The organism is Pseudomonas sp. GL_090 (assembly GCF_057837765.1).
The window spans coordinates 4,243,284-4,269,170 of record NZ_CM174452.1 but is presented as its reverse complement, the minus strand read 5'-3'; the positions used below and the strand labels follow the sequence as shown (position 1 = coordinate 4,269,170).

Genomic DNA, 25,887 nt, shown 5'->3' with positions numbered 1-25,887 from the left:
CAATGAGGGTTAGCCGAGGGTTGCCACGCTGCGCAGGATCAGGCGCACCAGCATGGTCTGGCGGGTCACGCCGGTCTTGGAGAAGGTCGAGCGCAAGTGTGCCCGGGAGGTGTTGCGGCTGATGCCCAGCTCTTCCGACGCTTCGTCGAGGGTCAAGCCGTTGGCCAGCAACATCGCCAGCTGGGTTTCCGCCGGGGTGAAGTCGAACAGCGCACGGACAATATCCTGCGGTGCGGTGGACTGCTGCTCCGGGTCGCTGATGAAAATCACCACGGTCGGACACTGCTTGCCTTCGCTCCAGTCGCTCAAGGGCACCGAGCGCACGATGATCCCCAGATCCGCTTTCCCCGACGGCCGCTGTACGCGCAGGGCCTCGACCACTGACGGGTTGCCGCTCTTTTGCGACAGTAGCGACTGCTTGACCAGTCTGCGGAATTCCTGGGTATCCCGGGCCGTACCGACCTGCAAGCCATCGTTGACCAGTTTGATGCCGTCCTTTTCCTGGATCAGCCGGTCGGCGACCTGGTTGGTCTGCAGCACCTTGCCGGACTCGTCGAGGATGATCGTGCCGACCGCCATCTGGTTCACCGCGCCGGCGTACAGGTTGCGCTCGGCTTCGATGCGGTTGAGTTGCATGTGGATCTTGATCGAGCGTTCCAGGTGCGCAATGAAATGCGTGAGCATGGCCTTTTCTTCATTGCCGAACGGCTTGTCGTCACGTCCGCGGCTGATGCGAATGCGGCACTGGGCGCCGTCGACGGTGTTGATGTCGGCGCCGAGGATGTGGAACACGTCCACCGGTTCGAGGAAATTCTTATAGAACTCGGAATTCTGCCAGTCGTCGTTGGAGACGAACTCGGCGAGGGTCACGACCTGGCGGTTGGGCAGGTCGACAAACGGATCGAGGCTGAAAAAGTGTTTGTTGTACGACGCGGTCGCCTCGGTCGAGGTGCCGGTGGTGTTGACCATCAGGCCGTCCACATGGGCGCTGGGCGGACGCAGGATGAAGGTCACGTACTTGCTGTTCAGATGCACATTGAGCTGATTGAGAAAAGTCGCCCAGGGAATGGTTTCCAGCGGCCCCTGATAGAGGTTGCCGATCAAATCACTGAACGTATCGAGGCTGAGGCTCTGCTGCATAGGGAAAAACCGTTTTTATTATTAGCGTTGGCGGTGGCCGAGGATAAGCGCCGGTATCGACTCCTTGCAACGCTCGGGCTCAGGGCCTGACCGGCGGCTGCCGGTCAGGCCCGGGGCGGGCGAAAAGCCGCTGGCGTCAGACCCGTTCGCTGGCGCGCACGACGAACTTCTTGTGTTCGGCAACGTCCGCCGACAGCGCCTGGACGTCGGTGTAGAACTGCTCGTACCAGCGGCGCAACTGATAGACCGGACCGTCGCCGTCACACAGCAACGGGTTGTCGACGCGGGTCTTGCTGTGCCAGATGGCCACGTCTTCGTAGAAGGCTGCCTGCGCCTGCGCTACGTAGGCCTTGGCCATCGCCTGGTTCTGCTCTTCGCTCAAGCCCGGGATCTTCTTCACCAGCACGCCGTAGCGCAGGGTGAAGCTGTCCAGATCGATCGGCACGTGGCAGTTGAGCAGGATCGAATGGATCGGCTGGCCGTTCATGGCGCCGTTCATCTCGGTGATCTGATAGGCCGGGCCGAAGTAGGTGGCTTCGGTGGTCAGCACGCTGTCGCCGGACAGGCGCTCACTGCGGGCGCGCATGATCTGGGTGGCCAGGTGGCCCTGGAAGATGTTGATGAACTCTTCGACCGGCGCGCCGTGCACGGTGCCGAAGTGCGCCATGTCGGCGATGTTGTCGATCAGTTCGCGGCAGTTGGTGCCAATCTGCAATTCGGCAACTTCCCATGCCGCCCATTCGTCGCTGTAGCAGGCGTCGATGCGCGGAATGCGTTGTTCCGGCAGCGGCGGGTTGCCTTCGGGGTCATTCCAGACGAACAGCAACTGGTTCTCTTCCATGATCGGCCAGCTCTTGATCCTGGCCCGTGGCGGAATGCGCTTGGCATAAGGGATGTCATCGCAAACACCATCGGCGCCCCAGCGCCAGGCGTGGAACGGGCAGCGGATCGAGTTGCCTTCAACGCAACCGGTGCTCAGGTCGGCGCCCATGTGCGGGCAGTAGCCATCAAGGATATGCAGTTCGCCGTCTTCACCCTGGAACGCCACCAAGCGGGTGCCGAACACCTCCAGGCGGTGGGCCTTGCCGTCGCGGTATTGCGCGGCCAGGCCCAGGCAATGCCAGCCGCGGGCGTAGCGGTCTTCCAGCAGTTTGGCTTCGATGCGGTGCAGGGTACTCATCTTATTATTCTCCCAAGGGATCACGGGGTTGGCGCATGTAACGGATTCTGCCGCCCCTGTAAAAGCGGGCATCGTCTGAATGGACGATGGCTGCGTTAAGTAGGCCCGCTCTACTGGTGCCATTGGACCCATGGCAGGAGTTGGCGATGAGTAATGAACAAGGGCCGGTAGCGGTGATTACCGGGGCCGCCAGTGGTATTGGCCGCGGCTTGGCCGAACACGCGGCGACGCTGGGCATGCGCCTGGTGCTGGCGGATCGGGATGCAGCGGGCCTGCAAGCCCTGTGCGACGAATTGAAGGTTTGCGGTGTGCAAGCGATTGCCTGCGTCACCGATGTCGGTGATGCGAAGCAGGTCGAGCGCTTGCGTGATCGGGCTGTCGAGCACTTTGGCGGGGTCGACCTGCTGTTCAACAATGCCGGGGTGATGCAGACCGGTTTCAGCTGGGAAATCACCGAAGCGCAATGGCAGCGCATGCTCGACGTCAACCTCAACGGCGTGATCAACGGCATTCGCAGTTTTGTGCCGCTGTTGCTCAGCCAGGGCCGGGCGGCCCATGTGATCAACACGGCGTCCCTTGCCGGGCTGGTCAGCAGTCCGCTGATGGCACCGTACAACGTGACCAAGCAGGCTGTGGTCGCGCTCTCGGAAACCCTGCATTACGAACTGGCAATGATCGGTGCACCGGTGTCGGTTTCGGTGCTGTGCCCGGGGCCGGTGGCCAGTGAAATCATGGCCTCGAACCAGGTGATGGACACTGCCGGATCCGACTTCAGTCAACTGCTCGACAGCACCATTCGCCAGGGCATGACCCCGGCGGAACTGGCCGCGCAGGTGTTCGCCGCCGTCGCGCAAAAGCGTTTCTGGATCCTGCCCCACAAGGGTTTCAAGCCGGCCCTTGAGCGTCGGGTCCAAAGCATTCTGGGCGAGACCAATCCGCAGTTCCAAATGGCCGACGTAGAGGATGATGCCCATGCCGCTCGATAAGCAGATCGCTGGGGTCCTCCAGCAGTTTCGCGACATCCCGGAGCCCGATTTCAGCCAGGTCGATGCTGCTCAGTACCGGCAGTTCTCCGACAACCTGCTGCCGGCGATCCCCGGCGAACCGATGAGCGAGGTGCGCAACCTGCGGGTGGCCGGCGCGGACGGTGAACTGGACGCACGCCTGTACCGGCCATCGGAACAACCTGATCTGCCATTGCTGGTGTTTTTCCATGGCGGCGGATTTGTCATGGGCAATCTCGATACCCACGACAATCTCTGCCGCTCGCTGGCCCGCCAGACCGAGGCGGTGGTGGTGTCCGTTGCCTACCGACTGGCCCCCGAAAACCCGTTCCCGGCGGCGCCCCTCGATTGTTATGCGGCCACCTGCTGGCTGGTCGAACATGCCGCCGAACTTGGGGTCGATGGCAGTCGACTGGCCGTGGCCGGGGACAGCGCCGGGGGCAATCTGGCGTTGGCGGTCAGTCAGTTGGCGGTACAGCGCCGGGGGCCGAAAATCAGCTATCAGTGTCTGTTCTATCCCGTTACCGACGCAGGTTGCGACTCTCAGTCCTTCGAAGACTTTGCCGAAAGCTATCTGCTTTCCGCCGGGATGATGCGCTGGTTCTGGCAGCAATATCTGCAAGACGTCGGGCAGGCGGATGATCCTTTGGCCTCGCCACTGCGCGCCGAGAGCCTGGCGGGATTGCCGCCAACGACCCTGATCACCGCCGAATTCGACCCGTTGCGTGATGAAGGCGAGGCAATGGCCGAGTGCTTGCGCGAGGCCGGTGTGCCTGTGCGGGTACAGCGTTGTGACGGCATGATCCACGGTTTTATCAGCATGGCTGCATTTGTCGAAGGGGCGGCACGCGCCTTGTCCGATGCGGCGACCGACCTGCGCGGGGCGCTCAAATGAGCGGCCTGGCTTTCAACACGGTACCGCAACTGATCGAGGCCATTGGTGCAGGTCAGATGGTGGTGATCACCGACGACGAACACAACGGCGAAGGCTCGCTGTTGATGGCCGCCGAACAAGCCGGGGCCGAGGCCGTCACCTTCATGGCGGTGCAGGCGCGCGGGCTGATTTGCCTGGCCCTGACCGAGCAGCGCTGCCGTGCGCTGGGCCTGGACCTGATGGTGCCCAACTCCCGGGCGCAACATGGCGTGGGTTTTACCCGCTCGATCGAAGCCGCCACCGGGGTGTCCACGGGTATCTCGGCGGCGGACCGGGCGCGTTCGATCCAGGTCGCGGTCGATCCGGCCAGCGGCCCGACGGACCTGGTGCAGCCGGGGCATATCTTCCCGGTGCAGGCCTTGCCCGGTGGCGTGATGCAGCGGGCCGGACATGTCGAGGCCGCGTGCGACCTGACGCGCCTGGCGGGACTGCAACCGGCGGCAACCCTGGTGGGCATTCTCAACGAGGACGGCGAACTGGCCCGTGGTGCCGAGCTGCATGAATTTGCCCATCGGCATGGCCTGCGCATCGGCACCATCGCCGACCTGATTCACTACCGCATCCTGCATGAAGGCACGATCGAGCGCGGCGGCGAATATCCCTTGCATACCCGCCACGGCGAGTTCCGCGTGACGACCTATCAGGACACCTACCAGGGCTCGCTGCACCTGGCGCTGGTCAAGGGCCGGATCGACAGCACGCAACCGGTGCTGGTGCGGGTGCAAGGCATCGAGACGTTGCGCGATGTGCTGGGGTGTGAAAGCGAAAGCGGGGCGCAGCAGTGGAGCCTGGATCGCTCACTGGCGAGCATCGCCGCCGCCGGTAACGGCGTACTGGTGTTACTGGCCCAAAAGGAAAGCGCCGACGGTGTGCTTGAACAGTTGCGCCAGCGCAGTGGCGGCAAGCAGCGCACACCACAGTTTCCACAACGAACCCTGGGCATCGGCGCACAGATCCTGCGCGACCAGAATGTACGCAAAATGCGCTTGATGAGCTCCCCGGTACCGTACAAGGCCGTGTCCGGGTTCGACCTGGAAGTGACGGAATTCGTGCCGTTTCAACCGATAGGCTAATGCAAGCCCATAAACCGGTGGGAGAGGGCGTGCGCCGGGCGTCGTCTGCCAGACTTTTCATCATCCTTGGCCTCGGAGTGGCAGCGCAGGGTTACCAACTGCCATAGGGGATGCCGTAGCGTTCGATGTAGCGCTTCGATTTCTCGGATTGTGGGTAGTAGTGTCCATTGGACTTACCCAGATGCGGACCCAAGGGCTCGACCTCGGCCTGAGCCCGGGCGACCTTGATTGCGTCATGACAGCTATCGCGCACCCACACCTGCACCACGCCGCCCGGGGCCAGGCCCAGAATCAGCGAGGCGTAGTAGCGAGATCGAAGGGTGTCCGGGCAGCGTCGACTGATGGATGTGCGCATGATCTCGCGCGCTTGCTCGGGGATGTCGACCCAGACCTTGTAGGTTTGGGGTTCGACGACCGATTGCCAGCGGACAAAGATGCGCTTGGGCAGTGCGGCGCCGGTCACGGGCCTGACATTACCTCCGGCCCGGTGCCAGCCACGAGCGGCCTCCGAGCCCTCCAATGCGGTGTCAGTCCCGATTACTCCTCCCATATGATTGTTGAAGAATTTGCCGTTTATATCTTCTGCAGTACTGTTTTCGACCCAGCCGAGCATGTACGACGGCCCTTGAAAATCAATGCTCCACCAAGGCGAGTGCGGGTCGTGCTCAGCTGACAACGGATCGGTGGCCTGGCAGCCGCCGAGGAATAAAAGGCCCGTGAGGGTCATCCATTTTTTCATCATCCCTGACCTCCGCGTGGTGCGTGAGGGTGCTGCACACGTACGGCATCGGCGGTGGGCGCATTGATGTACAGAACCCTGGTTTCGCGTTGCCCGGTTTTATCCAGCGGGTGATTCCAGTGTGCCGATGTGTGGATGTAGCGGTGCTTGAGCATGCGTTCTTCGGCTGGCATAACGTGGTAGGCACCGGCAACAAACCTGTCGCATAGCGCTTGGAGTTCTATCGGAAGGCTGTATTGAGGGTCATGCTCATCAAGATCGTTAAACCTCACACCTTTTTGTTTGGCTAGTTCGTGCATCAGTCGCAGGTAGACTCGCGACAGCTCGCCCCGGACCGAGCGCGTAAGTTGCAAGCCAGCGTAAACCCGTTGCTCCCGCGCGCTTGCACGGTCCTGCAGGTCGGGGGGCAGCAGCCTTGGCTCGGGGGTGACAATTTCCAGCATGTCGGCCGGCCAACCCTGGGTAATCATGTTGGCCCTGTGCTGCCGCGCAACACGGTAGATCGACGTGCTCCTGACATCCGTGCCCTGAGCTACGGTCAAACCCTGCATCGGGCCAACGAGTACGCGTTCCTGGGCTTCGGCGAGGTAGCCGCCACCGATGTCCGAGTGCACCCCGGGCAAGGCAATTTCTGGATGATCGGGTGCGACCCGGCTCAAGGGGAAATTGGCGCGATGCTCATCGCGGGCCACCAGATGCACCACATCGAGAAACAGGGAGCGGGGCAGATGCAGGCGCAAACCCGGAGCGACCGAACTCTGGACATTGCCCAGGTTGCTGATACCGGCAACGGAGGCGACGGTGTCAAACAGACCGATAAACCCCATATGGATGTCGCGGTGATACTGCCCCAGGAACTGGCGACTGAAGCCCTGTGCATTGTTGATCAGAACCCTTTGCAGCAGTCCCTGACTGCTCAGCGCCACCTCATTGGCGAAGTGACGGGCAGCGGCTGCACCGCGACTGAAGCCGAAGGTGTCGAAGGTCAGTGAGGTGATTTCGCCGTCCGGGTTTTCCCTTGCAACTTCATCGATAAAGGTACTGATAACTCCAAACGACTGTTGAACTCGCCCAACAACACCAGACTCACCTCGACCTGTTCCGGACCCTATCAGGCTGTCCTTTTCGCCAGATCGAGTACCGATACCCTCAACATAAAGTGTTCGCTGCACCGACTTGCTTAACCCTGCTTCTTCCATGCCTTCATCTGAGATGTAAAGCTCGCTGAGTTTTTTGATGTTGGTCACATCATTCCCATAACTACTCCCCGGATCACTCATATACGGCTTGCAACTGGCCTCCAGATCTTCAGGCAGGATGGCATGGTGGGCCCCGCAAGCCAGCCCGAGTGCGGTGTTGTCGGCATTGTTTCCAGTACCGTCGAAAAACACGCCGATGCGCAGTGCAATGCCGATTTTGTTGGGTGTCGGCTGTTTCTGCACCCATCCCGATGGCGGTGGCGGGGAGGCCGGAGCCCGCGCGGTCGTTGAATAATAGGCTGGAGCGTAAGTTGCCGGCTGAGCGACTGTTCTGGAAGTCAGTGCCTCAGCGTCATCGCTGGACTCATAAGTGGTATCGAGTATCGAAGGGATCAGCCTGGCGCTGCAGGGGCAACTGCTGTAGCTGTCCAGGGTACCGGCCACCAGTCTTCCGTCGCTGTCGATACTCGGGACACCGCCGAGGATCACGTAAATATTGTTGTTCGCGCCACAGGAAACCGGATCGCCCTCACACGCAAGGGCGACGTCGAACATCGCGACGTCTGCTTTGGCGTCCAGCACCTTGCCACCGCAGCTGGTCCAGTCGCCCAGACAAATAAAATATCCTTCAGCCATGATTCGAACTCCGTGTCCTTGGCACCCCCGGTGAGGGAGGCGCTGCTGCTCGATGGTTTGCACTGGCTCGGGTGTGAGCCGGGCTAGCGCAAACTAACGGGGCAGCGACGGAATTCAAGGTGTCCGGGTACGAACAGGAAATGTCCTACGAGTCATTCAGAAACAAGAGACGTCGAGTTGAACTTGCCGGTCGATATGCGTCGGTTTAAGGCTTGATGCCTTGCAACATCTCCTTCGCCTGATCCTGCACTGCCTGCGGCGCGGTCATGTTGCCGTCGATCACGGTGATGACCGCGTGGCCTTGCCACAGTTGATAGGCATCGGCCTTTTGCTGGACTTCGGTCGGTGTCGACGGTGGGGCCAGGTTGACGTGGACCACGCCGTCGGCGCCGCGCTGTGAGGTGAAGTTCACCCGATCCCAGTTGCCGATCGGCGCAAAGCTCACGCCTTTGACTTCATCGGGTTTCAGGGGCGGGTAGTTGAGGTTCAGGCCGTTGACGCCTGGCAGGCCGAGCACGTTCAGCTCACACGAGTGTTTGCTTTTGGCGCAGGCCTGTCTGGCTTCGGCGCCGGTCAGGCTCGCCTGTTCGATCACCTTCACGGCAAAGCGCGCCGTGTCGTCCATGGCGCCGAGGGTCTTGCGGTAGCCGGCCTGCTGGTCGCGGATGATCAGGTCCATGTCGATGGCCGTTGACACCGCCACGGCTGGAACCCCTTTGAACATGGCACGAACGGCGGCGTTGAGGGTGCCCGACATCTGCGTCAGCGGGCCGACGTTTTCGCCAAAGTTGCTGCCCGATACCACCAGGTCCGGCGGCGAATCCTTGAGGATGACATCGAGGCCGACGTTGACTGCATCCACCGGCGTGCCGATGGCGGACGTCTTGCCGGCTGGCGGGGTGTAGCCCTGCGGTGGCCCGACGCAAAATTTGCCCGGCGCCAGTTCGGTCACCGCCAGGGCCTGGCCAGGTACGACCACGCTGGCGGCGCTGATGCCGCTGCTGTCGTTCAACGGGCCGACCAGGGTGACTTTATGCCCGGCAGCAGTCAGGGCGCGGTACATCGCATCGATGCCGGGTGCACGGCAACCGTCGTCGTTGGTCAGCAGGATGTTCAGGGCATTGGCGTGCATCGACAGGCCAACGCTGGCCATGGCGATGACGCCGGTGAGGAGTTTGTTCATGGGCAGTCTTCCGTGAAATCTACAGATTTGGAAAAGCATAACGCCCCGACCGAATGAATCGGTCGGGGCGCTGAGGTTTTAGCGGGTACCGAGTTTGCGCAGGTTGCCAGGGGTGAACTCGTCTTCGGTGAAGGCGGTGGCGTTGAGCTTCGCCGGTTTCTGATCGATCAGCATCCGGTCAACCAGATACGAACCGGCGATCAGGTCGTGATAGACCCCGAGGCGAGCGTGGTAACGCTGCATCTCGTAGGCGTAGATCGATGTCTGCATGTTGGTGCGCCAGAGTTGGCCGCGACTGTCGTAGTTGTCGGCCAGGGTCGCGGCCCAGGTGTCCTCGTCCAGGTACATCACACGCTTGGCGTACACGTGGCGGGCACCTTCCTTGAGGGTGGCTTGCAGCACCCAGACGCGGTGTTTTTCATAGCGCATGTACTGCGGATCGATATGGCCGGTGGTGGCCAGAATCTGATCGGTGCTTACGCTCGGATCATCGATCTTGTAGTTGTGATAAGGAATGTAGATTTCCTTTTTGCCGACGATGGTCCAGTTGTAGCGGTCCGGGGCACCGTTGAACAAACGGTCTTCGTCGTACACGCGAAAACCTCCCGCGCCGGTCGGCGAGTCGTAGCCCACGGTCGGCGCGCGACGCACCCGGCGCTGACCGGGGCTGTACTGCCAGGCCTGACGCGGGGAGGCGGTCGGGTTGATGAACTCGTGACCGACGACGATCTCGCCTTTCTTGCGCACCGGTTCCAGCGTGGTGATCAGGAAGTTGGTGAGAATGCCGTTGGATGTCTCCAGGGTTCGGTCCGGGTTGGACCAGATCGAGAAGATCTTGTAGTTGACCTCTTCGAGTACCCGCTCCTTGTTGGAGTACACCACGGCCTGCCGGTAGTTGGCCTCTTCGGCGGCGGCGCGGCCGGCGAGGGTGTGGTTGAACATCAACTCGCTGCCGTTCTTGGGAATCGGGAACGGTGAACCGGCCCAGGCGTTTTTCGTGTCGTTGTTGTCGTTGGCCAGCTCGGCGTTGACGGCGTTGTGCTTGACCGCCTCGACCAGTTTCGGGTCAACGCGGAAGTCGCGGTGGCTCGGGTACACCGGGATCTTGAAGGTGTCAGGGTAGCGCTTGAGCAACGCTTTCTGGCCGTCGGTGAGGTTCTCGGCGTACTTGTCCATGTTCTTCGAGTCGATCACGAACAACGGTTTTTCCGCGGCATAGGGGTCCGGGTATGGCGTACCGGGGCCGTCAAACTTGAGGCCTGGCGGCAGGCCGAGCCATTTGCCGGACCAGGCCGGGATGCTGCCGTCGGCGTTGCCGGCTTTTTCCGCGCCCATCGGGGTCAGGTCCTGGCCCAGGCGGGCGGCTTCTTCGGGGCTGACCTTGGCGTAGGCCAGGCCACTGCCGAGCAGGCCGACGGTCAATGCCGTGCTCAGTAAGGTTTGGGTGAATCTGGACATGCTGTGCTCCTCCGACAGGGGAATCAGAACCGGTACTTGAAGTTGAGCGCGACGTTGTCGCGGTCGGCCAACGGGCTGTTGTTGGCGCTGCCGAGGTAGGCGTTGTAACGGGCCTCGACGGTGAAGTTGCCCAGGTAGCGCCACGAGCTGCCGATGCTGGCGCGGTTATCGTTCTGGCCGGCGTTGATCGAGCCGACCATCGAGCTGTCGCCGTGAGCGGCGGCGCTGAAGGTGACAGGCACCGACATGTCCCATCCGCTGAACACGTCGTTGTAGTCAAAGTTCGCCTGCACCGTGTAGCCCCAGGCATCGCGGTCGTAGACCAGGCTGTCGGTTCCCGGCAGCGCGAAGCCCGGCGCCAGGGTCACCGGCTGCGACTTGTCGTTGCTGACCACGGTGTTGTAGACCAGCTCGCCGGTCAGGCTGGTGTTGTCGGCGAAGGCGGTCGGGCCGAGCACGTAGATCATCGACGTTTGCGCTTGCACGGTCTTGCCACGCACGGGGCTGGAGAAACCGTTGTCGACCATCACCGGCGTGCCGTCGCGGTAGCTGACTTCACCGGCCCAACTGACGTCGCCCAGCACGGTGGCGAAGCTCGCGCCAAACAGGTCGATGTTGTCGAAGTAGCGCACCTGGTAGCGGCCCAGGTTCGTCGCGAAATCCAGCGACGGCGTCTTGTCGTGATAGCGCGAATAGAAGAGGCCGAACTCGGTGTTGTTCAGCGACTCGGCGGCGTAGGTGAAGGCCACACCGTACTGGCCGCTGTCGCTCGGCTTGTCGTCCTTCAGACGGGTGACAAAACCGGAGGCGTCGTTGAAACCGCCCTCGTCGATGAAGTCGGTGGTGGAGAAGTAGCTACCCACGCCGAACAGCTCGGTCTTTTCCCACTTGTATTGGTAGTAGGCCTGGATACCCAGGCTTTCGGTCAGGGCGAACTGGGTGAACAGCTGGCCGACCGGCAGCAGGATTTCCTTGACCTCGACGCCCGGGGTGGTCGCCTTGGTCGCGTCCACCGGGCTCTGGGCCGCGGAAATGCCCGGATAGAACAGGCTTTCACCCCAGCTCACCACCTGGTTGCCCAGGCGCGCGTTGAAGGCATGGCCGCCCAGGTCCCAGGTGCCATAGGCGTAGTAATCGAGCATGCGCAGTTCATTGCGGTGCTGGTCGATGGTGTCCTGGGAGAAGCGGTCAGGCTTGCTGCAATGGCCGCCGGCGAAGCAGTTGGAAGTGCCGGTGGTGTTGTCGTTGTCCTGATCGTAGACGTTGTCGTAGAAGCCCGTCGCCCGGACGAACACGCCGTAGTCGTCTTGCCACTTGATGTTGGCTTCGGTGAGAAAGCCACTGCGGTTGTTGATCAGGCTGCCTTTGTCGAACGCGTTGTCGCCGTCGTTGCCGTTGGCATTGGCAGTCAATTTGTGATCGCGAGACTCGGTCCGCCAGGCGAGGCTGTACGTCAGTGTGGTGTCCCAGTCGATGCTCAAGTCTTCGCTTTGCTGAAAGCTCATGGCGTTAACGTGAGCGCTAAGTCCACCAGCCAGCATCAATAGAACAAGCTGTGTGCGAGGGTGCTGTGTTGGTGGGGCGATTATTGTTTTTATCATGTCGTCCTCATGGCCCAGGTCAGACCTGCCCGACCTGCATTTCAGGGGGGTGATTGGTGCTGTGGGCGACTATGGAGTCACGACTTGCGCGCAACATCGTCCAAGCGGACTAAGCGATTTGTACGGGGCGGCCCCAGGCCTGGCCTTAGTCTTATCGGACGATGAACACCCGGCGCGCGCGGCGAACAATCCCGAGACCGACTGCACCGGGCGAAGATCCGGCGGTGGCGGTTTCTGCCTGATGGGCGCTGAACAAGGGTGATCGCATGAACGCTGCCGGGATCAAATGGGATGAGTGCTGTGATGTGTTGGTGATTGGCTCGGGAGCCGGGGGCATGACCGCTGCGCTGCGCGCCCACGACCTGGGCCTCAATGCGCTGCTGATCGAAAAGAGCGGCGAGTACGGCGGTACCTCGGCGGTGTCCGGCGGCGGCATCTGGATCCCCAACAACCACCGGATCAATGCGATCGGCGGCAGTGATTCGGCGGCCGAAGCGATTGCCTACATCCGCGCCGTGACCCATGGCGAGATCGATGACGGGCGCATCGAAGCCTATGTCGAGCATGGTCGGGAGATGGTCGAGTACCTGGAACAACACACCCGTGTGCGCTTCGAGGCGCAACCGCGCTACGCCGATTACTACCCGGAAGTCGAGGGCGGCAAACCGGGCTATCGCTCGATGGATCCGCAACCGTTCGATGCCGCCGAACTCGGCGAAGAATTCCTGCGCATGCGCGCACCGTCCCCCGGCACCCTGATGATGGGGCGCATGGCGATGACCATGAAAGAGGCGCAAGTGCTGTTGTGCCGTGGGCCCGGCTGGTTGCGCCTGACCCTGCGGGTGATGTGGCGCTACTGGCGTGATCGCGAAGGCCGACGCTTGTCCCGTCGCGACCGTTTCCTGACTTTGGGCAATGCCTTGATCGGCGCCTTGCGCTGTTCGTTGCTCGATCGCGGCAAGTCGCTGTGGCTCAACTGTGCGCTCGAAGAACTATTGCTGGTTGATGACCGGGTCGGTGGGGCGCGGGTCAATCGCAACGGTCAGTTGCTCAACGTCAAGGCGCGTTACGGGGTGATCATTGCCGCCGGTGGTTTCGAGCGTAACCAGGCGATGCGCGAGCAGTACCTGCCGCAGCCGTCCCAGGTGAACTGGAGCGCCACGCCGCCGAACAATACCGGCGACGGTATCCGCGCGGGTCAGGCCATTGGCGCACGAACCGCGTTGATGGAGCACAGCTGGTGGGCGCCGACCACTTACGTGCGCGGGGAAGAAAAACAGCGCGCCTTGTTCGTTGAACGTACGTTACCGGGGTGCGTGATGGTCAACGCGGCGGGGGCGCGTTTCGTCAACGAAGCCGCGCCCTATACCGATATCGTTTACGCGATGTACGCCAATAACCGCGAAGGTGCCGCGAGCGTGCCGTGCTGGATGGTGTTTGACGCCGAGTTCCGCCGCAAATACCCGTGCGGTGCGTTGCTGCCGGGCTATGCCCAGCGCGATTGGCAATTGCCCGAGCATTTGCGCGACTACTTCCAGAAGGCGTCGAGCCTGGAAGAACTGGCGACGAAAATCGGTGTCGACGCTGGCGGGCTGGTGCGCACCGTGCAGCGCTTCAATGGCATGGCGGTGCAGGGCGTCGACGAGGATTTCCACAAGGGCGAATCGCTGTTCGATCGCTACTACGGCGACCCGAACGTGCAACCCAATCCGTGCCTGGCGCCGTTGCTCAAGGGACCGTTCTATGCCGTGCGCATCGACGCCGGCGACATCGGCACCAAGGGTGGCCTGCTGACCGACGTGCACGCCCGCGTGTTGCATGAAGACGGCGAACCGATCAACGGCCTGTACGCCATCGGCAACAGCGCCGCCTCAATGATGGGCCGCACCTATCCGGGCGCCGGTTCTACCATCGGCCCGGCCATGACTTTCGGTTACCTGGCCGCCAATCACATCAAACGCCAGAGCGAAACCGCGTCGGCGAAAACCTTGTTCGGGAGTGTCGAATGAACAACCAGCATCCACAGGTCGCCGTAGTGACCGGCGCCAGTCGCGGAGTCGGGCAGGGCATTGCCCAGGCCCTCGGGGCGGCGGGCATGACAGTGTATGTCACCGGTCGTGCTCCGGCGCAAGGCGGGTCGAATTTGTATGGGCATGCCTTGCGCGGCTCGTTGCAGGACACCGCCGCTGCGGTTACCGCTGCCGGTGGACGCGGTATCGCGGTCGTCTGTGACCACGCCGATGACGCGCAGGTTCAGGCACTGTTTGCCCGCGTTGAAGCAGAGAGCGGGCATCTGGATTTGCTGGTCAACAACGCCGCGTTCATCCATGACCGGTTGATCGAACCGGGGCCGTTCTGGGCCAAACCGCTGGAGCTGGTGCGCATTCTCGACGTCGGTCTGCGCTCGGCTTACATCGCCAGCTTCTACGCGGCACCGTTGTTGCTGAAAAGTGCCCAGGGGCTGATTTGCTTTACCTCGTCATTCGGTGCCGGGTGCTACATGCATGGCCCGGCGTACGGCGCGCAAAAGGCCGGGGTCGACAAGCTGGCGGCGGACATGGCGATCGATTTCGAAGGGCAGGGTGTGGCGGCGTTATCGCTGTGGCTCGGCCCGCAACTGACCGAACGCACGAAGATTGCCGGCGAGCAGCATGGCGAGCAGTACCAGGCGTTCCTGGCTCACGCTGAAACCCCACAGTTCAACGGGCGGGTGATTCATGCCTTGCTCAATGATCCACAGTTGATGGCGTTGTCCGGGCAGACCCTGATCACCGCCGAAATCGCCCCCGGCTACGGCATCAGTGAAGCCGAAGGCCGCCAGCCACCGTCCCACCGCGCCATGCTCGGCAACCCGCGCCAGCAGCATCCGGCGCGGGTGGTCTGAGCCGTCCAGTCATACACAAAAATCTGTAGGAGCGAGCCTGCTCGCGATGACGGCAGAACATTCAACATCTATGTTGACTGACCTGACGCTATCGCGAGCAAGCTCGATCCCACAGTTGATCTGTGTCGGACGCGAAATCTGTGTACACCCTCGAACATTGTAGGAGCGAGCCTGCTCGCGATGGTCTATCAGTTGCATTGATGTCGACTGACACACCATCGCGAGCAGGCTCGCTCCTACAGGGATTGCGTTTAGTCTGCGGGCTGCAGTGCCCACTCGCGCAACACATTCTTGGTCACTTTGCCCGCCGCATTGATCGGCATCTTCTGCAGCACCTGCACCCGGCGCGGAACCTTGTAGTTGGCCATCTGCTCGCGGCACCAGGCGAGGAACCGCGCCTGTTCGATTTCCACACCTGGTGCGGGCAGCAGGAACGCCATCGCCACTTCACCCATGCGCTCATCGGGAATGCCGATCACCGCTGCCTGGGCCACGCCCGGATAGGTCAGCAAGCACTGTTCGATCTCCGCCGGGTACACATTGAAGCCGCCGGTGATGAACATGTCCTTGAGGCGTTCGGTGATGCGCAGGTAACCCTGCTCGTCGAGCATGCCGATGTCGCCGGTGTGCAGCCAGCCGTCGGCGTCGAGAATTTCCTGGCTGGCTTCGGGGTTGTTCAGATAACCCTGCATCAGGTTGTAGCCGCGAATCTGCACTTCACCGGGAACGCTCGCCGGCTGGCTGCGACCGCTGCTGCCGACACAACGCACTTCAACTCCCGGCATCGCCCGGCCACTGGTGTTGGCGACCCGTTCCGCAGAGTCACCGGCGCGGCAGATCGTGGCGAAACCGCAGACTTCCGTCAGGCCATACGCGGTGACGATGGTGGCGAAGCCCAGTTCGTCGCGCATGCGGTGGATCATCTCCACGGGAATCGCCGCCGCCCCGGTCACTGCCACGCGCAAGGAACTCAGGTCGAATTCGTTGCGCTGCGGATGGGCCAGCAACGACTGATACAACGTCGGTGGCCCGGGCAACACGGTGATGCGTTCCCGTTGCACGCATTCGAGCACGGCCTGCACGTCGAACACTTGCTGCGGCAGCAGAGTGCAGCCACGCATCAACGCCGCCAGCCAACCGGCCTTGTAGCCGAAGGAGTGGAAGAACGGATTGACGATCAGGTAGCGATCGCTCTCGCGCAAGCCGACGATATCGCTCCAGTCACGCACGATGCGCAGGTTCTGGCCGTGGCTGGTCATCACGCCTTTGGGTTTGCCGGTGGTGCCGGAGGTGAACAGCACGTCGGACAAGGCCTGCGGGCCAACGCTCTGTTCGCGGGTACGCAGGGCCAGGTGCGGCACGTCGATCCCCAGGTCCATAAACCGTTCCCAGGCCAGGGTGCCTGAGTTGGCACCGCGTACGCTGACGATGTGGCGCAGCTCAGGCAGATCCTCGGACGCCAGCATGCCGGGATAGTCCGCACCAAGAAACTCGCCGATGGCAAACAGTACGCAGGTGCCGCTTTCTCGCAGGATGTAGCCGGCCTCGCTGCCTTTCATCCGGGTATTGAGCGGCACCAGGGCGGCGCCGACACTTTGCAGGGCACCGGCGGCGACAATCCATTCCCACACGTTGGGTGCCCAGACCGCCACGCGGTCCCCGACCTGTACGTCGAGGGCCAGCAGTGCGCGGGCAGCCTGGCGGCGCAGTTGGTCCAGTTGTCGGTAACTGATGACGAGGCCCGCGTCCTCGATGGCCGGGCGATCGCCGTAGGCCTGGGCAGCGTTGGCGAACAGTTGAGCGATGGTCAGTGCGGTGGCGACAGGCGGCATGGGGCCTCCCCGGTTAGAAGACAGTTGCGAAAAAGGGAGTAGGCCGGGCAGGGCGCCCGGCCGGATAACGAATTACTGGGCGGGCGGGGCGAAACGGCGACCGGCGGAGAAACCACCGTCCACGGCGATCATCTGGCCGCTGACAAAGGACGCTTCGTCGGAGGCCAGGAACAGCGCGACGTTGGCCACTTCTTCCGGTTGCCCGGAGCGGCTGAGCATATGCTGCGAGGCGAAGAAGGCGTGGAACGCGTCGTTGTCACGGACCATGCTGGTCATCGGCGTTTCGATCAGGCCCGGGCACAAACCGTTGACGCGCACGTTGGCGTAGCCGTAGTCGATGGCCATCGAGCGGGTCAGTTGGTTGATGCCGCCCTTGGACACGTTGTAGGCCACGTTGCCGTCGCAGCCTTGCAGGCCGAAGATCGAACCGACGTTGATGATCGAGCCATTGCGTTGTTCAACCATCGACGCCAGCGCGTACTTGCTGGTGAGCATGCTGCCGGTCAGGTTGATGTCCATTACCCGTTGCCAGTTGGCGGTGGTGGTCTGGGTCACGCTGCCCTGGTCGGCGACGCCAGCGGCATTGACCAGTACGTCGATGCGTCCGAAGCGGTTGATGACTTCTTGCATGACCTGCTGCACCTGCGCTTCGTCGCGCACGTCCAGGGTCATGAACAGGCCGGGAAAGTCTGCCGGTGCGCTGCCGATGTCCAGCCCGACCACTTGCGCGCCTTCGGCCGCGAAACGGCGCACGCAGGCCAGACCGATCCCCGAAGCGCCGCCGGTGACCACCGCGACCTTATTCTGCAAACGAGCCATAACTGCACCTCTTTATTGTTGTGGGCTAATGCTGTGGCCGAGTCTAACCGCTGACCGGGCCTGGGTGATCGTCCAATGAGACTAAGCAACAGATCTCAAGACCGGCACATTTCAACTGTAGGAGCGAGCCTGCTCGCGAAAAACGCCCGGGCACCGCGGTCATTCAGATAGGGCGCGTTATCGTTGACGTCCATCGCGAGCAGGCTCGCTCCTACAGGGGGATGCGTATCTTCAATCGGGGAATTTCAGGTGTACCTTGGCGCCGGTTGGTCGGCTCTGGCAGGCCAGGGTCCAGCCGTCGGCCAGTTCCTTGGGCGTCAGCACATCGTTGCGTGCCAACTGAACCTCGCCTTCCTTGACCACACACATGCACGCGCCGCAGAAACCTTCTTCACAGGACGACGGCACATCCAGGCCGGCGGCCTTGCAACTTTGCAGCAGGGTGTCGCCCGGCTGGCAGGTAATTTCGTGTTGCTGGCCATCGAGTTCGACGATCAGCGCTTTGCACTGCGAACCCATCGCTGCCTCGCGGGCGAGGGCTTCTTCGGCCAATAGTTCGTCGGGGTCCGGCGGTGAGACGAAACGTTCGACATGGATCCGCTCGGCCGCTTCGCCCAGTGCCAGCAGCGCGCGCTCCACGGTGTCCATGAACGGTCCCGGCCCGCAGATGAAGTAGTCGCCGCCGACCGACCCGCGCAGCAGATGACGGACCTGATGGTCCGTCAGGAAACCCTGCACCGAATCGAGGACGTGCACCACGTGCAGTTGATCAGGATGCGCCTTGATCAACCGGCACAGCTCGTCCTTGAAAATCACCGACGCTTCATCGCGGTTGGCGTAGATCAACTTGATCGGCCGCCGACTGCTGTGCAGCACCGACTTGAGAATCGAGAACACCGGGGTGATGCCCGAACCGCCCCCGAACAGGACCAGGGGCTTTTCGGTGTCCGCCTGCGGGTCCAGGCAGAAAAACCCGGCCGGTGGCAGTACTTCCAGCCAGTCGCCGACCTGCACTTCGTTCATCCAGTTCGACACCCGGCCGCCGTCGACCCGTTTCACCGTGACCTTGGGCAGCGCGTCCGCGAGGGGCGAGCTGGCCATGGAATAGCAACGGGTCAACAGTTTACCGGCCAAGGGCACGCGAAAACTCAGGAACTGGCCCGGTTTGTAGCGAAAGCGCTCACGCAGGGTTGGCGGTACGTCCAGCACCAGCGAGCGCGCATCGGCGGTCTCGTCGATCACCGCGCACACTTGCAATGAGACACTTCCCGTCGTGTGTTCGGCCGGGGTCAGGTTCTGTTGTTGCGTGCCCATGTTCACCTCGACCTCAGAGCCCGCTGATCAGCTGGGCGTTGTCGACGCGGATCTCGGCACCGTTGACGAATCGCGACTCGTCGGCGGCGAGGAACAGCACCACGTTGGCAATGTCCCGTGGCGCGGCCATTCGGTTCATCGGGTCCTGGTCCAGCGCTTCCTGCGGGATCGGTTGACCACCGGCCAGGGCCTGGGTCATCGGCGTGTTCACGCCATCGGGGTGCACGCTGTTGCAGCGGATGCGGTAACCCTGTTGCTTGCAGTGCAAGGCGATGGAGCGGGTCATCGCCGCCACTGCGCCTTTGGACGCCGAGTAGGCACAGAACATCGGCATTGCGCCCAAGGCCGCCACCGACGACATGTTGATGATCGAGCCGCCGCCGGTTTCCTTCATGGCCTGGATCGCGTACTTGCAGCCGAGGAAGTAGCCTTCGCCGTTGATCTTCTGCACTTTCTGCCACAGTTCCAGCGTGGTGTCTTCGATGCTGCCCAGGGCCAGGATCGCGGCGTTGTTGACCAATACATCGAGACGGCCGAAGTGTTCGACGGTGGTCTTGACCACGTGTTGCCAATCGCTTTCGCTGGCGATGTCGTGGCGGATGAATAGCGCGTTGCTGCCGATCTCGGCGGCAACCTGACGGCCAGCCTCTTCGTTGAGATCGGTCAGCACCACTTTGGCGCCTTCGCGGGCCAGCAGCAGGGCGTCTTCGCGACCGATGCCGCTGGCGGCGCCGGTGATGATGCAGACTTTGCCTTCTACACGTTGCATTGTTGTTCTCCTGATCGTGCGGTTTGAAGTGCGAATTGGTCGGCCACGTGGGCGGCAGCCCGGCGACCGGAAAAGATGCAGTCGGCCAATGACAGGCCGGAGACATAAAGGTTGGACGCGACACCGACAGCGTTACGGCCGGCGCTGTAGAGACCGTTTATTGGCTGGCCGGCGTGGTCCAGCACCTGTCCGCTGGCCTCGCAGACCTTCAGCCCGCCGAGGGTGATGACCGGGCAGGGGAAGAGCTTGCTGTCGAAAGACAGGTCGAGGGCGTACCACGGACCCTGGTCGAGGTTGGCGAGCATCGCGGCGGACTTGCCGAACTCGTCGGCGACCTCACCGCGTGCTGCTCGGGAGTAGCGTTCGACACTTTGGCGCAGCAGTTCCGGCGGCAGGTTGCAGCGTTTGGCCAACCCGGCCAGGCTGTTGCTGCGCTTGGCGTTGAACAGCAGATTGAGCAGCACCGGCAGGCGCTGGAAATTCCAGACTTTGCCCGGGCCGACCTGGCGCAGCGCTTCGCGCACCAGCTCACGGTTGAGTACCAGAATGGCTCGGCCATCCTGCTCTTCGACCATGGCGTGGCCGAGGGTCGCGCCGTAGATTTCTTCGTTGGCGTAACGCTGTCCGCGGGCATTGACGATCAGCCCGCGGGCCCAGGCCAGTGGCGGGTTGATGAAACGCCAGGCGCTGACCTTGTCCATCCGCGCCACGCTGCCACCGGCGCTCTGGCCCAGGGCGATGCCGCTGCCATTGCACCCGGTGGCGCCCAGCGGCAGGCCGGCCAGGTATTGCGGCGCGTGTTGGCGCACCAGATCGCGATTGAAGATAAAGCCGCCGCTGCTCAGCAGCACTGCCTGTTCGGCGCGAATCAATTGCCGAATGGCGCTGCTCTGTTCGATGCGACGCTGCCGGGCGCGCAAGCGGTCGGCCAATGCCGGAGCGTACATATGAATGGCAGCGGTCCAGCGCGACAGGCGCGCATGTTGTTTGGCGGCGCGGCTGCCCGACGGCAGTTGCCAGGCTTCGACGCCGATGACCTTGTCGTCGAGGTCGAGCACCAGTCGCCGCACTTCGCACTGGCTGCGCAGGCGTGCGCCATGACGCAAGGCGCTGGCCTTGAGCGGGGCGAACAGGCTGGCGCCGGACATACCCGGGCCTTGGGTGCGGTGGCCACGGGGCGCCGGCCTGGCGCTGGCGGCATAGGCCGGCACGGCTTCGTTGCCGGAGAAATAGAGATAGTACTGGTCGCTCGGGTACGAGGTTTTATGCGGTGGCACGCTGGCCTCGAAGGCCGCGCCTTGTCGCTCCAGCCAGGCCAGTTGCTCGCGGCTGCCGTCGCAGAAGTGCTTTAGGGTTTCGCCGCTGACGGCTTCCCCGACTTCCTGACGCAGGTAATTGAACATGGCTTCACTGCTGTCTTCGTAGCCAGCCTGACGCTGATACGGCGTACCGCCGCCGGCATACACCACGCCACCGCTGAGTGCCGTGGCGCCGCCGCCTTCGAAGCGATCCAGTGCGAGCACCGACAAGCCGCGAGCGCTGGCTTCGATGGCGGCACAGGCGCCGGCACCGCCAAACCCGACGATCAGCAAGTCGCAGCGGTCGTCCCATGGCAACTGGTCGGCGCTGTTCACTCGCAACGCCGTCAACCGGTTCAGGCTGTCCATGTTCGGGCCTCAGCCAGCAGCAGCGAGAGAAGGTGCGGGTTTGGCGGTGGTGGTGTAGCTGCCGTCGAGGTAGACCAGCGGGGTGATTTCGGCGGTGGTGTGGATCTGCAGGATGCGCCCGATGAACACGGTGTGGGTGCCGTAGCTGAAGTGGCCGTCCTGGCGGCAGAGGATTGCCGACTGCGCATCACCCAGGTAAGGAATACCGCCGGGGCTGGTCAGCCAGTTGCCACGGTCGAAGCGCGCTTCGCCTTTGATTGCACCGCTGCACAGGTTGGCCAGGTCTTGTTGTTCGACGCCGAGGATGTTGACGCAGAAGTCGGCGCCGGTCGCCAGTGCGGCGTGGGGCGAGGCGGTCTTGTTGACGCAGATCAGCAGCGATGGCGGCTCGGTGCTCAGGGAGTCAACGGCCGTGGCGGCCATGGCGAAGCGTTCGGTGCCGTTGCTGGTGCTGATAATGGTGACTGACTTGGCCAGGCGGCGCATGGCCTGGAGCATGTCGGCTTTGAGATTGACGTCGTTCATCGCACTGGGCCTTTTTGTTGGTTGGGGAGTGCGATGGATTCTTGCGCTGACGTCTAGCGCAAACATCGTCCGAGGGGACTAGGCATCAGGCCATTTCAATGTTGAATGTGCCGGCCCCATCGCCAGCAGGCTGGCTCCCACAGGGTTGGTGGTTGTTCACTGATTTTGTGTACGACGCTAATCCCTGTGGGAGCCAGCCTGCTGGCGATGGCGGCCTGCCAACCAACACACCTCTTTCAGATGTACCCCAAGTAACTGTTGTCCCAAAACCACATGGTCCGTTTGAGGGATGCCCGCCGCGTTGCGCATTGTTTGAATGCCAGTGTAGGGGCGCTACACCCGCCCCGTTGCACGCGCGCCCCGGCGGATGGGGTGAACAAAGGAGAACAATAAAAATGCTCAACCAAGACCTGATTCGCCAGCGTCTGAGCCAACGTGCCCGCGAGTTGGTGCCGATCCTGCGTGAACGCGCCCTGAATGCCGCGCAAGCCGGGCAGTTGCCTGAAGAAACCCTGAAGGATTTCCAGGACGCCGGGTTCTTTCGCATCCTGCAACCGTCCCGTTGGGAAGGCTATGAGCTGGAGCCCAAGGATTTCTTCGACGTACAGATGACCCTTGCCGAAGGCTGCATGTCCTCGGCCTGGGTGCTGGGGGTGGTGGCGATCCACAACTGGCAACTGGCGTTGTTCGACGACCGCGCGGCCCAGGATGTCTGGGGTAGCGACTCCAGCGTGTTGATCTCCTCTTCCTATATGCCGGTGGGCAAGGTCGAGCGGGTCGAGGGTGGCTTCAAGTTGAGCGGTCGCTGGGGCTTTTCTTCCGGCAGCAAGCATTGCGACTGGGTGTTCCTCGGTGCGCTGGTGCCGCCGGCAGAGGCGGGCGGGGCGCCGGATTATCGGACGTTCCTGGTGCCGCGCAGCGACTACCAGATCCTCGACAACTGGAACGTCATGGGTCTGGAAGCCACCGGTTCCCACGACATTCTGGTGGAAGACGCCTTCGTTCCCGAGTACCGCACCCATCGCGCGTTCGACGGATTCATGCAGAACAGTCCGGGCAATGCGGTGAACACCGCACCGTTGTTCCGCCTGCCGTTCGGGCAGATTTTCGTGCGTGCGGTTTCGTCGTCGGCCATCGGTGCCCTGCAAGGCGCGGTGGATCAGTTTGTCGAGCACAACCGTGCCCGGGTCGGGGTCAATGACGGGCGCAAGATGGTCCAGGACCCGGCTGCGCAATCGGCGTTGGCCAATGCCATGGTCTGCGTCGACGAGTGCAAGACCGTGCTGCATCGCAACTTCGCCCTGATGCTGGAGCGCGCGCAGAAGGGTGAGCCGTTGAGCATGCCCGAGCGGGTGAAGATGCGATACGACTCGGCACTGGTGGCCGATAAGTGCGCCAAGACTGTGGGCGACCTGATGTTCAACAGCGGTGCTTCGACGATCTTCCGCAGCCATCCGATCAACCGTGCGTTCCGCGACATTCACACCGGTCGCGCCCACGTCGCCAACAGCCCGGCCAAGTACGCCTGGAACCTCGGCGGGGTCAGCATGGGTCAGGACAGCAGCGACTTTTTCCTCTGACAGTTACGCATGAATCAGCTAGTCCGTTTGCGTGATTCGAGCGCCCCGTCGATGCACGAGCATTGGCGGTAAGGCGAAGGTCTACGGCGCCGACTGCGCATCCAAATAAGCACAAGGATCAACCATGAAATTTTCCCTGATTTACGAAGCCCAGACGGTGGACTCCAGCCGCGAAGGCGACCGCAAGATTTTCGAAGACACCGTCGAGCAGGCCGTGCTCGCCGACAAGCTCGGCTTCGACACCTTCTGGTGCGTGGAACACACCGCGCTGAGCAACTACTCGCACATGTCCGCGCCGGAAACCATGCTGGCGTTCGTGGCCGGTAAAACCGAACGCATCGGCATCGGCCACGGCGTGGTCTGTCTGCCGCCGGCGATGAACCACCCGGTGAAAGTCGCCGAGCGCATCGCCACCCTCGACCTGTTGTCCAAGGGCCGTGTGCACTTCGGCGTGGGCAAGGGCGGCACTCAGCAGGAAGCCGGCACCTTCGGCTACGACCTGGCGACCTTGCAGCCGCAGATCGACGAGATGATGTACCTGATTCCGAAAATGTTCGTGCAGGACGAGATCGAGCACAACGGCGACTTCGTGCAGATCCCCAAGCGCCCGATCCATCCAAAGCCGTACCAGGATCCGCACCCGCCGATGTACCTGGCATGCACCAACACCGAGTCGCTGAAAAATGCCGGCGGTCGTGGCATGGGCGCGCTGGTGCTGGGCTTCGGTGGCCCGGAAGAGATCGCCAAGAAGGTCGAGGTGTATCACACGGCCTACGACAACCGTGACGAGAAGAAGCAAGTGGGCTTCCGCCCTAACCGTCACATCGCCGCGCTGTGCCCGGCCATCGTGCTGGAAGATAACGAAGAAGCGCGCCGCATCGGTATCCGTGGCCAGCGTTACTTCATGGAATCCCTGGGCTACTGGTACGGCGGTGGCGAGCGTCCGGACCCGGAGAAGTGGAAGGACGACACCTTCGTCGACGGCAACGGCCAGAGCGTAATCAAGTCGCGCTTTGCCTCGGAAGAAGTCAGCGTCGACTTCTCCGACCCGACCATGGCCATGATGAACCCGAACCATGCTTACGGCACCGTCGAGGATTGCATCGGCTACGTGCAGCGCTTGATCGATGCCGGCGCCGACGAAATCCTGTTCATCTGCCAGATGGGCACCGTGCCGCAGTGGGCGCAGCTGGAGACTTTGAAGAACATTGGCGAGAAGGTGATTCCGCACTTCCGTAAGGGTTGATGCGGGTCAAACCTCGCAACCCCTGTGGGAGCCAGCCTGCTGGCGATAGCGGTCTTACATTCAACATCCATGTTGTCTGACACACCGCCATCGCCAGCAGGCTGGCTCCCACAGTTTGATCGCATTTCAGGCCTGGCATGGACGTCAGGTCAACTTTCCAACGGGTCCCCAAGGCCCGTTTTTTTATGCCTGCCGAATAAGATTGAACACCGCATACCCCTTGTAGGAGCGAGCCTGCTCGCGATGAACCGGAGAGCGCCGCGGGGTGTCAGGTTTCCAGCGTTATCGTTGACGACCATCGCGAGCAGGCTCGCTCCTACAGGTTTTTGGCCTATAGATAGCGCCTGTTTAACGGCTGTCAGCGTTACTTGATGAAAGCTACAACGCCTTGCGTCGTTGCCTACAGGTACGCCAGAATCCGCCGGCTTGTGCGCCCTGGACCCCCTCGGTAACTTGATTCGCGTCACTGCTCATCAGTGATCGGGTTTAGTCGCCCGTTGTGACACGAAGCGCATTTGCATCCCAAACAGTCAGGCCATTTCATGCCCTGCACTTCATGGTAGCTGTGCGCAGGGCGCCTTCGGGCGCGCCGGTTTCGTGCTCCGCCGGTCGACTAACCTGCGTACAGCTGCCACCCCTCTTGTTTAGTCGCAAGTAGGTGACGGCTCCACATTTTGGAGCATTCAACTATGGTCAAACCTTCACCTAATCCGCCGGAAACCGAGCGCATCCCCTCAAACGCCGACATCCGCGCCACCCCTCGAACAATCAGTACGCTGTTCATCGTCGACCCCGGGGCCACGACCGAAACCCTGGTGGTCTATCTGGTCGAGACGCTGGCCTCGGTGGATGTGATGGTTCATTACCTGGTCGATCATCTGGAAGGTTCATCGCGCAATGTCCTGCCAGGCATTTCAAACAGCGTGATGCTGGCCGAAATCACGGCAAACCGCGTGCTGGACCAAATCGAACCAGCCGCATAAACCCGCCATACCACTGCCCCCTGTGGGAGCTAGCCTGCTGGCGATAGCGGCCTGACATTCAACATCCATGTTGCCTGACACACCGCTATCGCCAGCAGGCTGGCTCCCACAGGTTTTTTTG

The 25,887-nt window shown here is 62.2% G+C and carries 21 protein-coding genes and 1 pseudogene; 8 read left to right on the top strand and 14 right to left on the bottom strand.

Translation table 11 applies throughout. The features are described from left to right. Nucleotides 1-9 precede the first annotated feature (9 nt). The gene (locus AC3ITA_RS19140) at nt 10-1,140 is read right to left on the bottom strand and encodes a helix-turn-helix transcriptional regulator (RefSeq protein ID WP_095944329.1); all 1,131 of its coding nucleotides are present in this window, start codon (nt 1,138-1,140) and stop codon (nt 10-12) included. A 136-nt stretch (nt 1,141-1,276) separates the two neighbouring features. Then, nucleotides 1,277-2,320, bottom strand: coding sequence for a 3-ketosteroid-9-alpha-monooxygenase, oxygenase component (locus AC3ITA_RS19135; protein ID WP_414928489.1), 1,044 nt, complete (start codon nt 2,318-2,320; stop codon nt 1,277-1,279). A gap of 146 nt (nt 2,321-2,466) precedes the next feature. Between AC3ITA_RS19135 and AC3ITA_RS19130 the strand changes: the two genes are divergently transcribed. Genes AC3ITA_RS19130 through AC3ITA_RS19120 form a run of 3 tightly spaced genes read left to right on the top strand, consistent with a single transcriptional unit; the run spans nt 2,467 to nt 5,331 of the window. Then, the gene (locus AC3ITA_RS19130) at nt 2,467-3,306 is read left to right on the top strand and encodes an SDR family NAD(P)-dependent oxidoreductase (protein WP_489278206.1); all 840 of its coding nucleotides are present in this window, start codon (nt 2,467-2,469) and stop codon (nt 3,304-3,306) included. Further along, nucleotides 3,293-4,219 carry an alpha/beta hydrolase gene (locus AC3ITA_RS19125; RefSeq protein ID WP_150673456.1) on the top strand — a complete coding sequence of 309 codons (927 nt, stop codon included), beginning with the start codon at nt 3,293-3,295 and terminating at the stop codon, nt 4,217-4,219. Before AC3ITA_RS19130 ends, AC3ITA_RS19125 begins: the two co-directional genes overlap by 14 nt. Then, nucleotides 4,216-5,331 (top strand): 3,4-dihydroxy-2-butanone-4-phosphate synthase, encoded by a 1,116-nt coding sequence (locus AC3ITA_RS19120; protein ID WP_489278205.1) that lies wholly within the window; start codon nt 4,216-4,218, stop codon nt 5,329-5,331. Before AC3ITA_RS19125 ends, AC3ITA_RS19120 begins: the two co-directional genes overlap by 4 nt. Before the next feature lie 91 nt (nt 5,332-5,422). Here AC3ITA_RS19120 and AC3ITA_RS19115 read toward each other — a convergent pair whose 3' ends face one another. The 5 genes from AC3ITA_RS19115 to AC3ITA_RS19095 all read right to left on the bottom strand — a co-directional run bounded on the left by AC3ITA_RS19115 (nt 5,423) and on the right by AC3ITA_RS19095 (nt 12,087). Next, the gene (locus AC3ITA_RS19115) at nt 5,423-6,070 is read right to left on the bottom strand and encodes a DUF2931 family protein (protein WP_150673495.1); all 648 of its coding nucleotides are present in this window, start codon (nt 6,068-6,070) and stop codon (nt 5,423-5,425) included. Continuing rightward, complete coding sequence (locus AC3ITA_RS19110) at nt 6,070-7,905, bottom strand: type VI secretion system family protein (protein ID WP_489278204.1); 1,836 nt, start codon at nt 7,903-7,905, stop codon at nt 6,070-6,072. Before AC3ITA_RS19110 ends, AC3ITA_RS19115 begins: the two co-directional genes overlap by 1 nt. 205 nt (nt 7,906-8,110) lie before the next feature. Continuing rightward, nucleotides 8,111-9,088, bottom strand: a complete 978-nt coding sequence (gene surE, locus AC3ITA_RS19105; RefSeq protein ID WP_414928484.1) for a 5'/3'-nucleotidase SurE — start codon at nt 9,086-9,088, stop codon at nt 8,111-8,113. A 78-nt stretch (nt 9,089-9,166) separates the two neighbouring features. Next, entirely contained in the window at nt 9,167-10,546 is a 1,380-nt protein-coding gene (locus AC3ITA_RS19100) for a DUF1329 domain-containing protein (RefSeq protein ID WP_095944336.1), read from the bottom strand. 23 nt (nt 10,547-10,569) lie between these two features. Then, nucleotides 10,570-12,087, bottom strand: a complete 1,518-nt coding sequence (locus AC3ITA_RS19095) for a DUF1302 domain-containing protein (protein WP_489278203.1) — start codon at nt 12,085-12,087, stop codon at nt 10,570-10,572. Nucleotides 12,088-12,413: 326 nt separating this feature from the next. Here AC3ITA_RS19095 and AC3ITA_RS19090 point away from each other — a divergent pair, with 326 nt between their 5' ends. Together AC3ITA_RS19090 and AC3ITA_RS19085 are read left to right on the top strand one after the other, a co-directional pair. Continuing rightward, nucleotides 12,414-14,156, top strand: coding sequence for an FAD-binding protein (locus tag AC3ITA_RS19090; protein ID WP_489278202.1), 1,743 nt, complete (start codon nt 12,414-12,416; stop codon nt 14,154-14,156). Further along, a complete protein-coding gene (locus AC3ITA_RS19085; RefSeq protein WP_095944339.1) occupies nt 14,153-15,031 on the top strand; it encodes an SDR family NAD(P)-dependent oxidoreductase in 879 nt (292 codons plus the stop codon). The genes AC3ITA_RS19090 and AC3ITA_RS19085 overlap by 4 nt, the downstream gene beginning before the upstream one ends. Nucleotides 15,032-15,282: 251 nt before the next feature. On the opposite strand, the gene AC3ITA_RS19080 is transcribed toward AC3ITA_RS19085, so the two are convergent. From AC3ITA_RS19080 to AC3ITA_RS19055, 6 genes are all read right to left on the bottom strand, one after another. Further along, nucleotides 15,283-16,863, bottom strand: coding sequence for a FadD3 family acyl-CoA ligase (locus AC3ITA_RS19080; RefSeq protein ID WP_489278201.1), 1,581 nt, complete (start codon nt 16,861-16,863; stop codon nt 15,283-15,285). Nucleotides 16,864-16,935: 72 nt separating this feature from the next. After that, nucleotides 16,936-17,682, bottom strand: coding sequence for an SDR family NAD(P)-dependent oxidoreductase (locus tag AC3ITA_RS19075; RefSeq protein ID WP_095944341.1), 747 nt, complete (start codon nt 17,680-17,682; stop codon nt 16,936-16,938). 231 nt (nt 17,683-17,913) lie between these two features. Then, the gene (locus AC3ITA_RS19070) at nt 17,914-18,996 is read right to left on the bottom strand and encodes a 2Fe-2S iron-sulfur cluster-binding protein (RefSeq protein WP_489278200.1); all 1,083 of its coding nucleotides are present in this window, start codon (nt 18,994-18,996) and stop codon (nt 17,914-17,916) included. Nucleotides 18,997-19,009: 13 nt separating this feature from the next. Then, a complete protein-coding gene (locus AC3ITA_RS19065) occupies nt 19,010-19,765 on the bottom strand; it encodes a glucose 1-dehydrogenase (RefSeq protein WP_414928478.1) in 756 nt (251 codons plus the stop codon). Then, nucleotides 19,753-21,432 (bottom strand): FAD-binding protein, encoded by a 1,680-nt coding sequence (locus AC3ITA_RS19060; protein WP_414928477.1) that lies wholly within the window; start codon nt 21,430-21,432, stop codon nt 19,753-19,755. Before AC3ITA_RS19060 ends, AC3ITA_RS19065 begins: the two co-directional genes overlap by 13 nt. Before the next feature lie 9 nt (nt 21,433-21,441). After that, a complete protein-coding gene (locus AC3ITA_RS19055; RefSeq protein ID WP_057714069.1) occupies nt 21,442-21,957 on the bottom strand; it encodes a flavin reductase family protein in 516 nt (171 codons plus the stop codon). Nucleotides 21,958-22,352: 395 nt separating this feature from the next. On the opposite strand from AC3ITA_RS19055, the gene AC3ITA_RS19050 reads away from it, so the two are divergent. Beyond that, nucleotides 22,353-23,537 carry an acyl-CoA dehydrogenase family protein gene (locus AC3ITA_RS19050; RefSeq protein WP_150673463.1) on the top strand — a complete coding sequence of 395 codons (1,185 nt, stop codon included), beginning with the start codon at nt 22,353-22,355 and terminating at the stop codon, nt 23,535-23,537. A 124-nt stretch (nt 23,538-23,661) separates the two neighbouring features. Further along, nucleotides 23,662-24,783: an LLM class flavin-dependent oxidoreductase gene (locus tag AC3ITA_RS19045; RefSeq protein ID WP_095944346.1), complete on the top strand. Its 1,122-nt coding sequence runs from the start codon at nt 23,662-23,664 to the stop codon at nt 24,781-24,783. 221 nt (nt 24,784-25,004) lie between these two features. Here AC3ITA_RS19045 and AC3ITA_RS19040 read toward each other — a convergent pair. Next, nucleotides 25,005-25,082: pseudogene (locus AC3ITA_RS19040) on the bottom strand (outer membrane lipoprotein carrier protein LolA); the annotation flags it as partial. Nucleotides 25,083-25,472: 390 nt separating this feature from the next. On the opposite strand from AC3ITA_RS19040, the gene AC3ITA_RS19035 reads away from it, so the two are divergent. Then, nucleotides 25,473-25,766, top strand: a complete 294-nt coding sequence (locus AC3ITA_RS19035) for a DUF6124 family protein (protein WP_095944347.1) — start codon at nt 25,473-25,475, stop codon at nt 25,764-25,766. Nucleotides 25,767-25,887 lie beyond the last annotated feature (121 nt).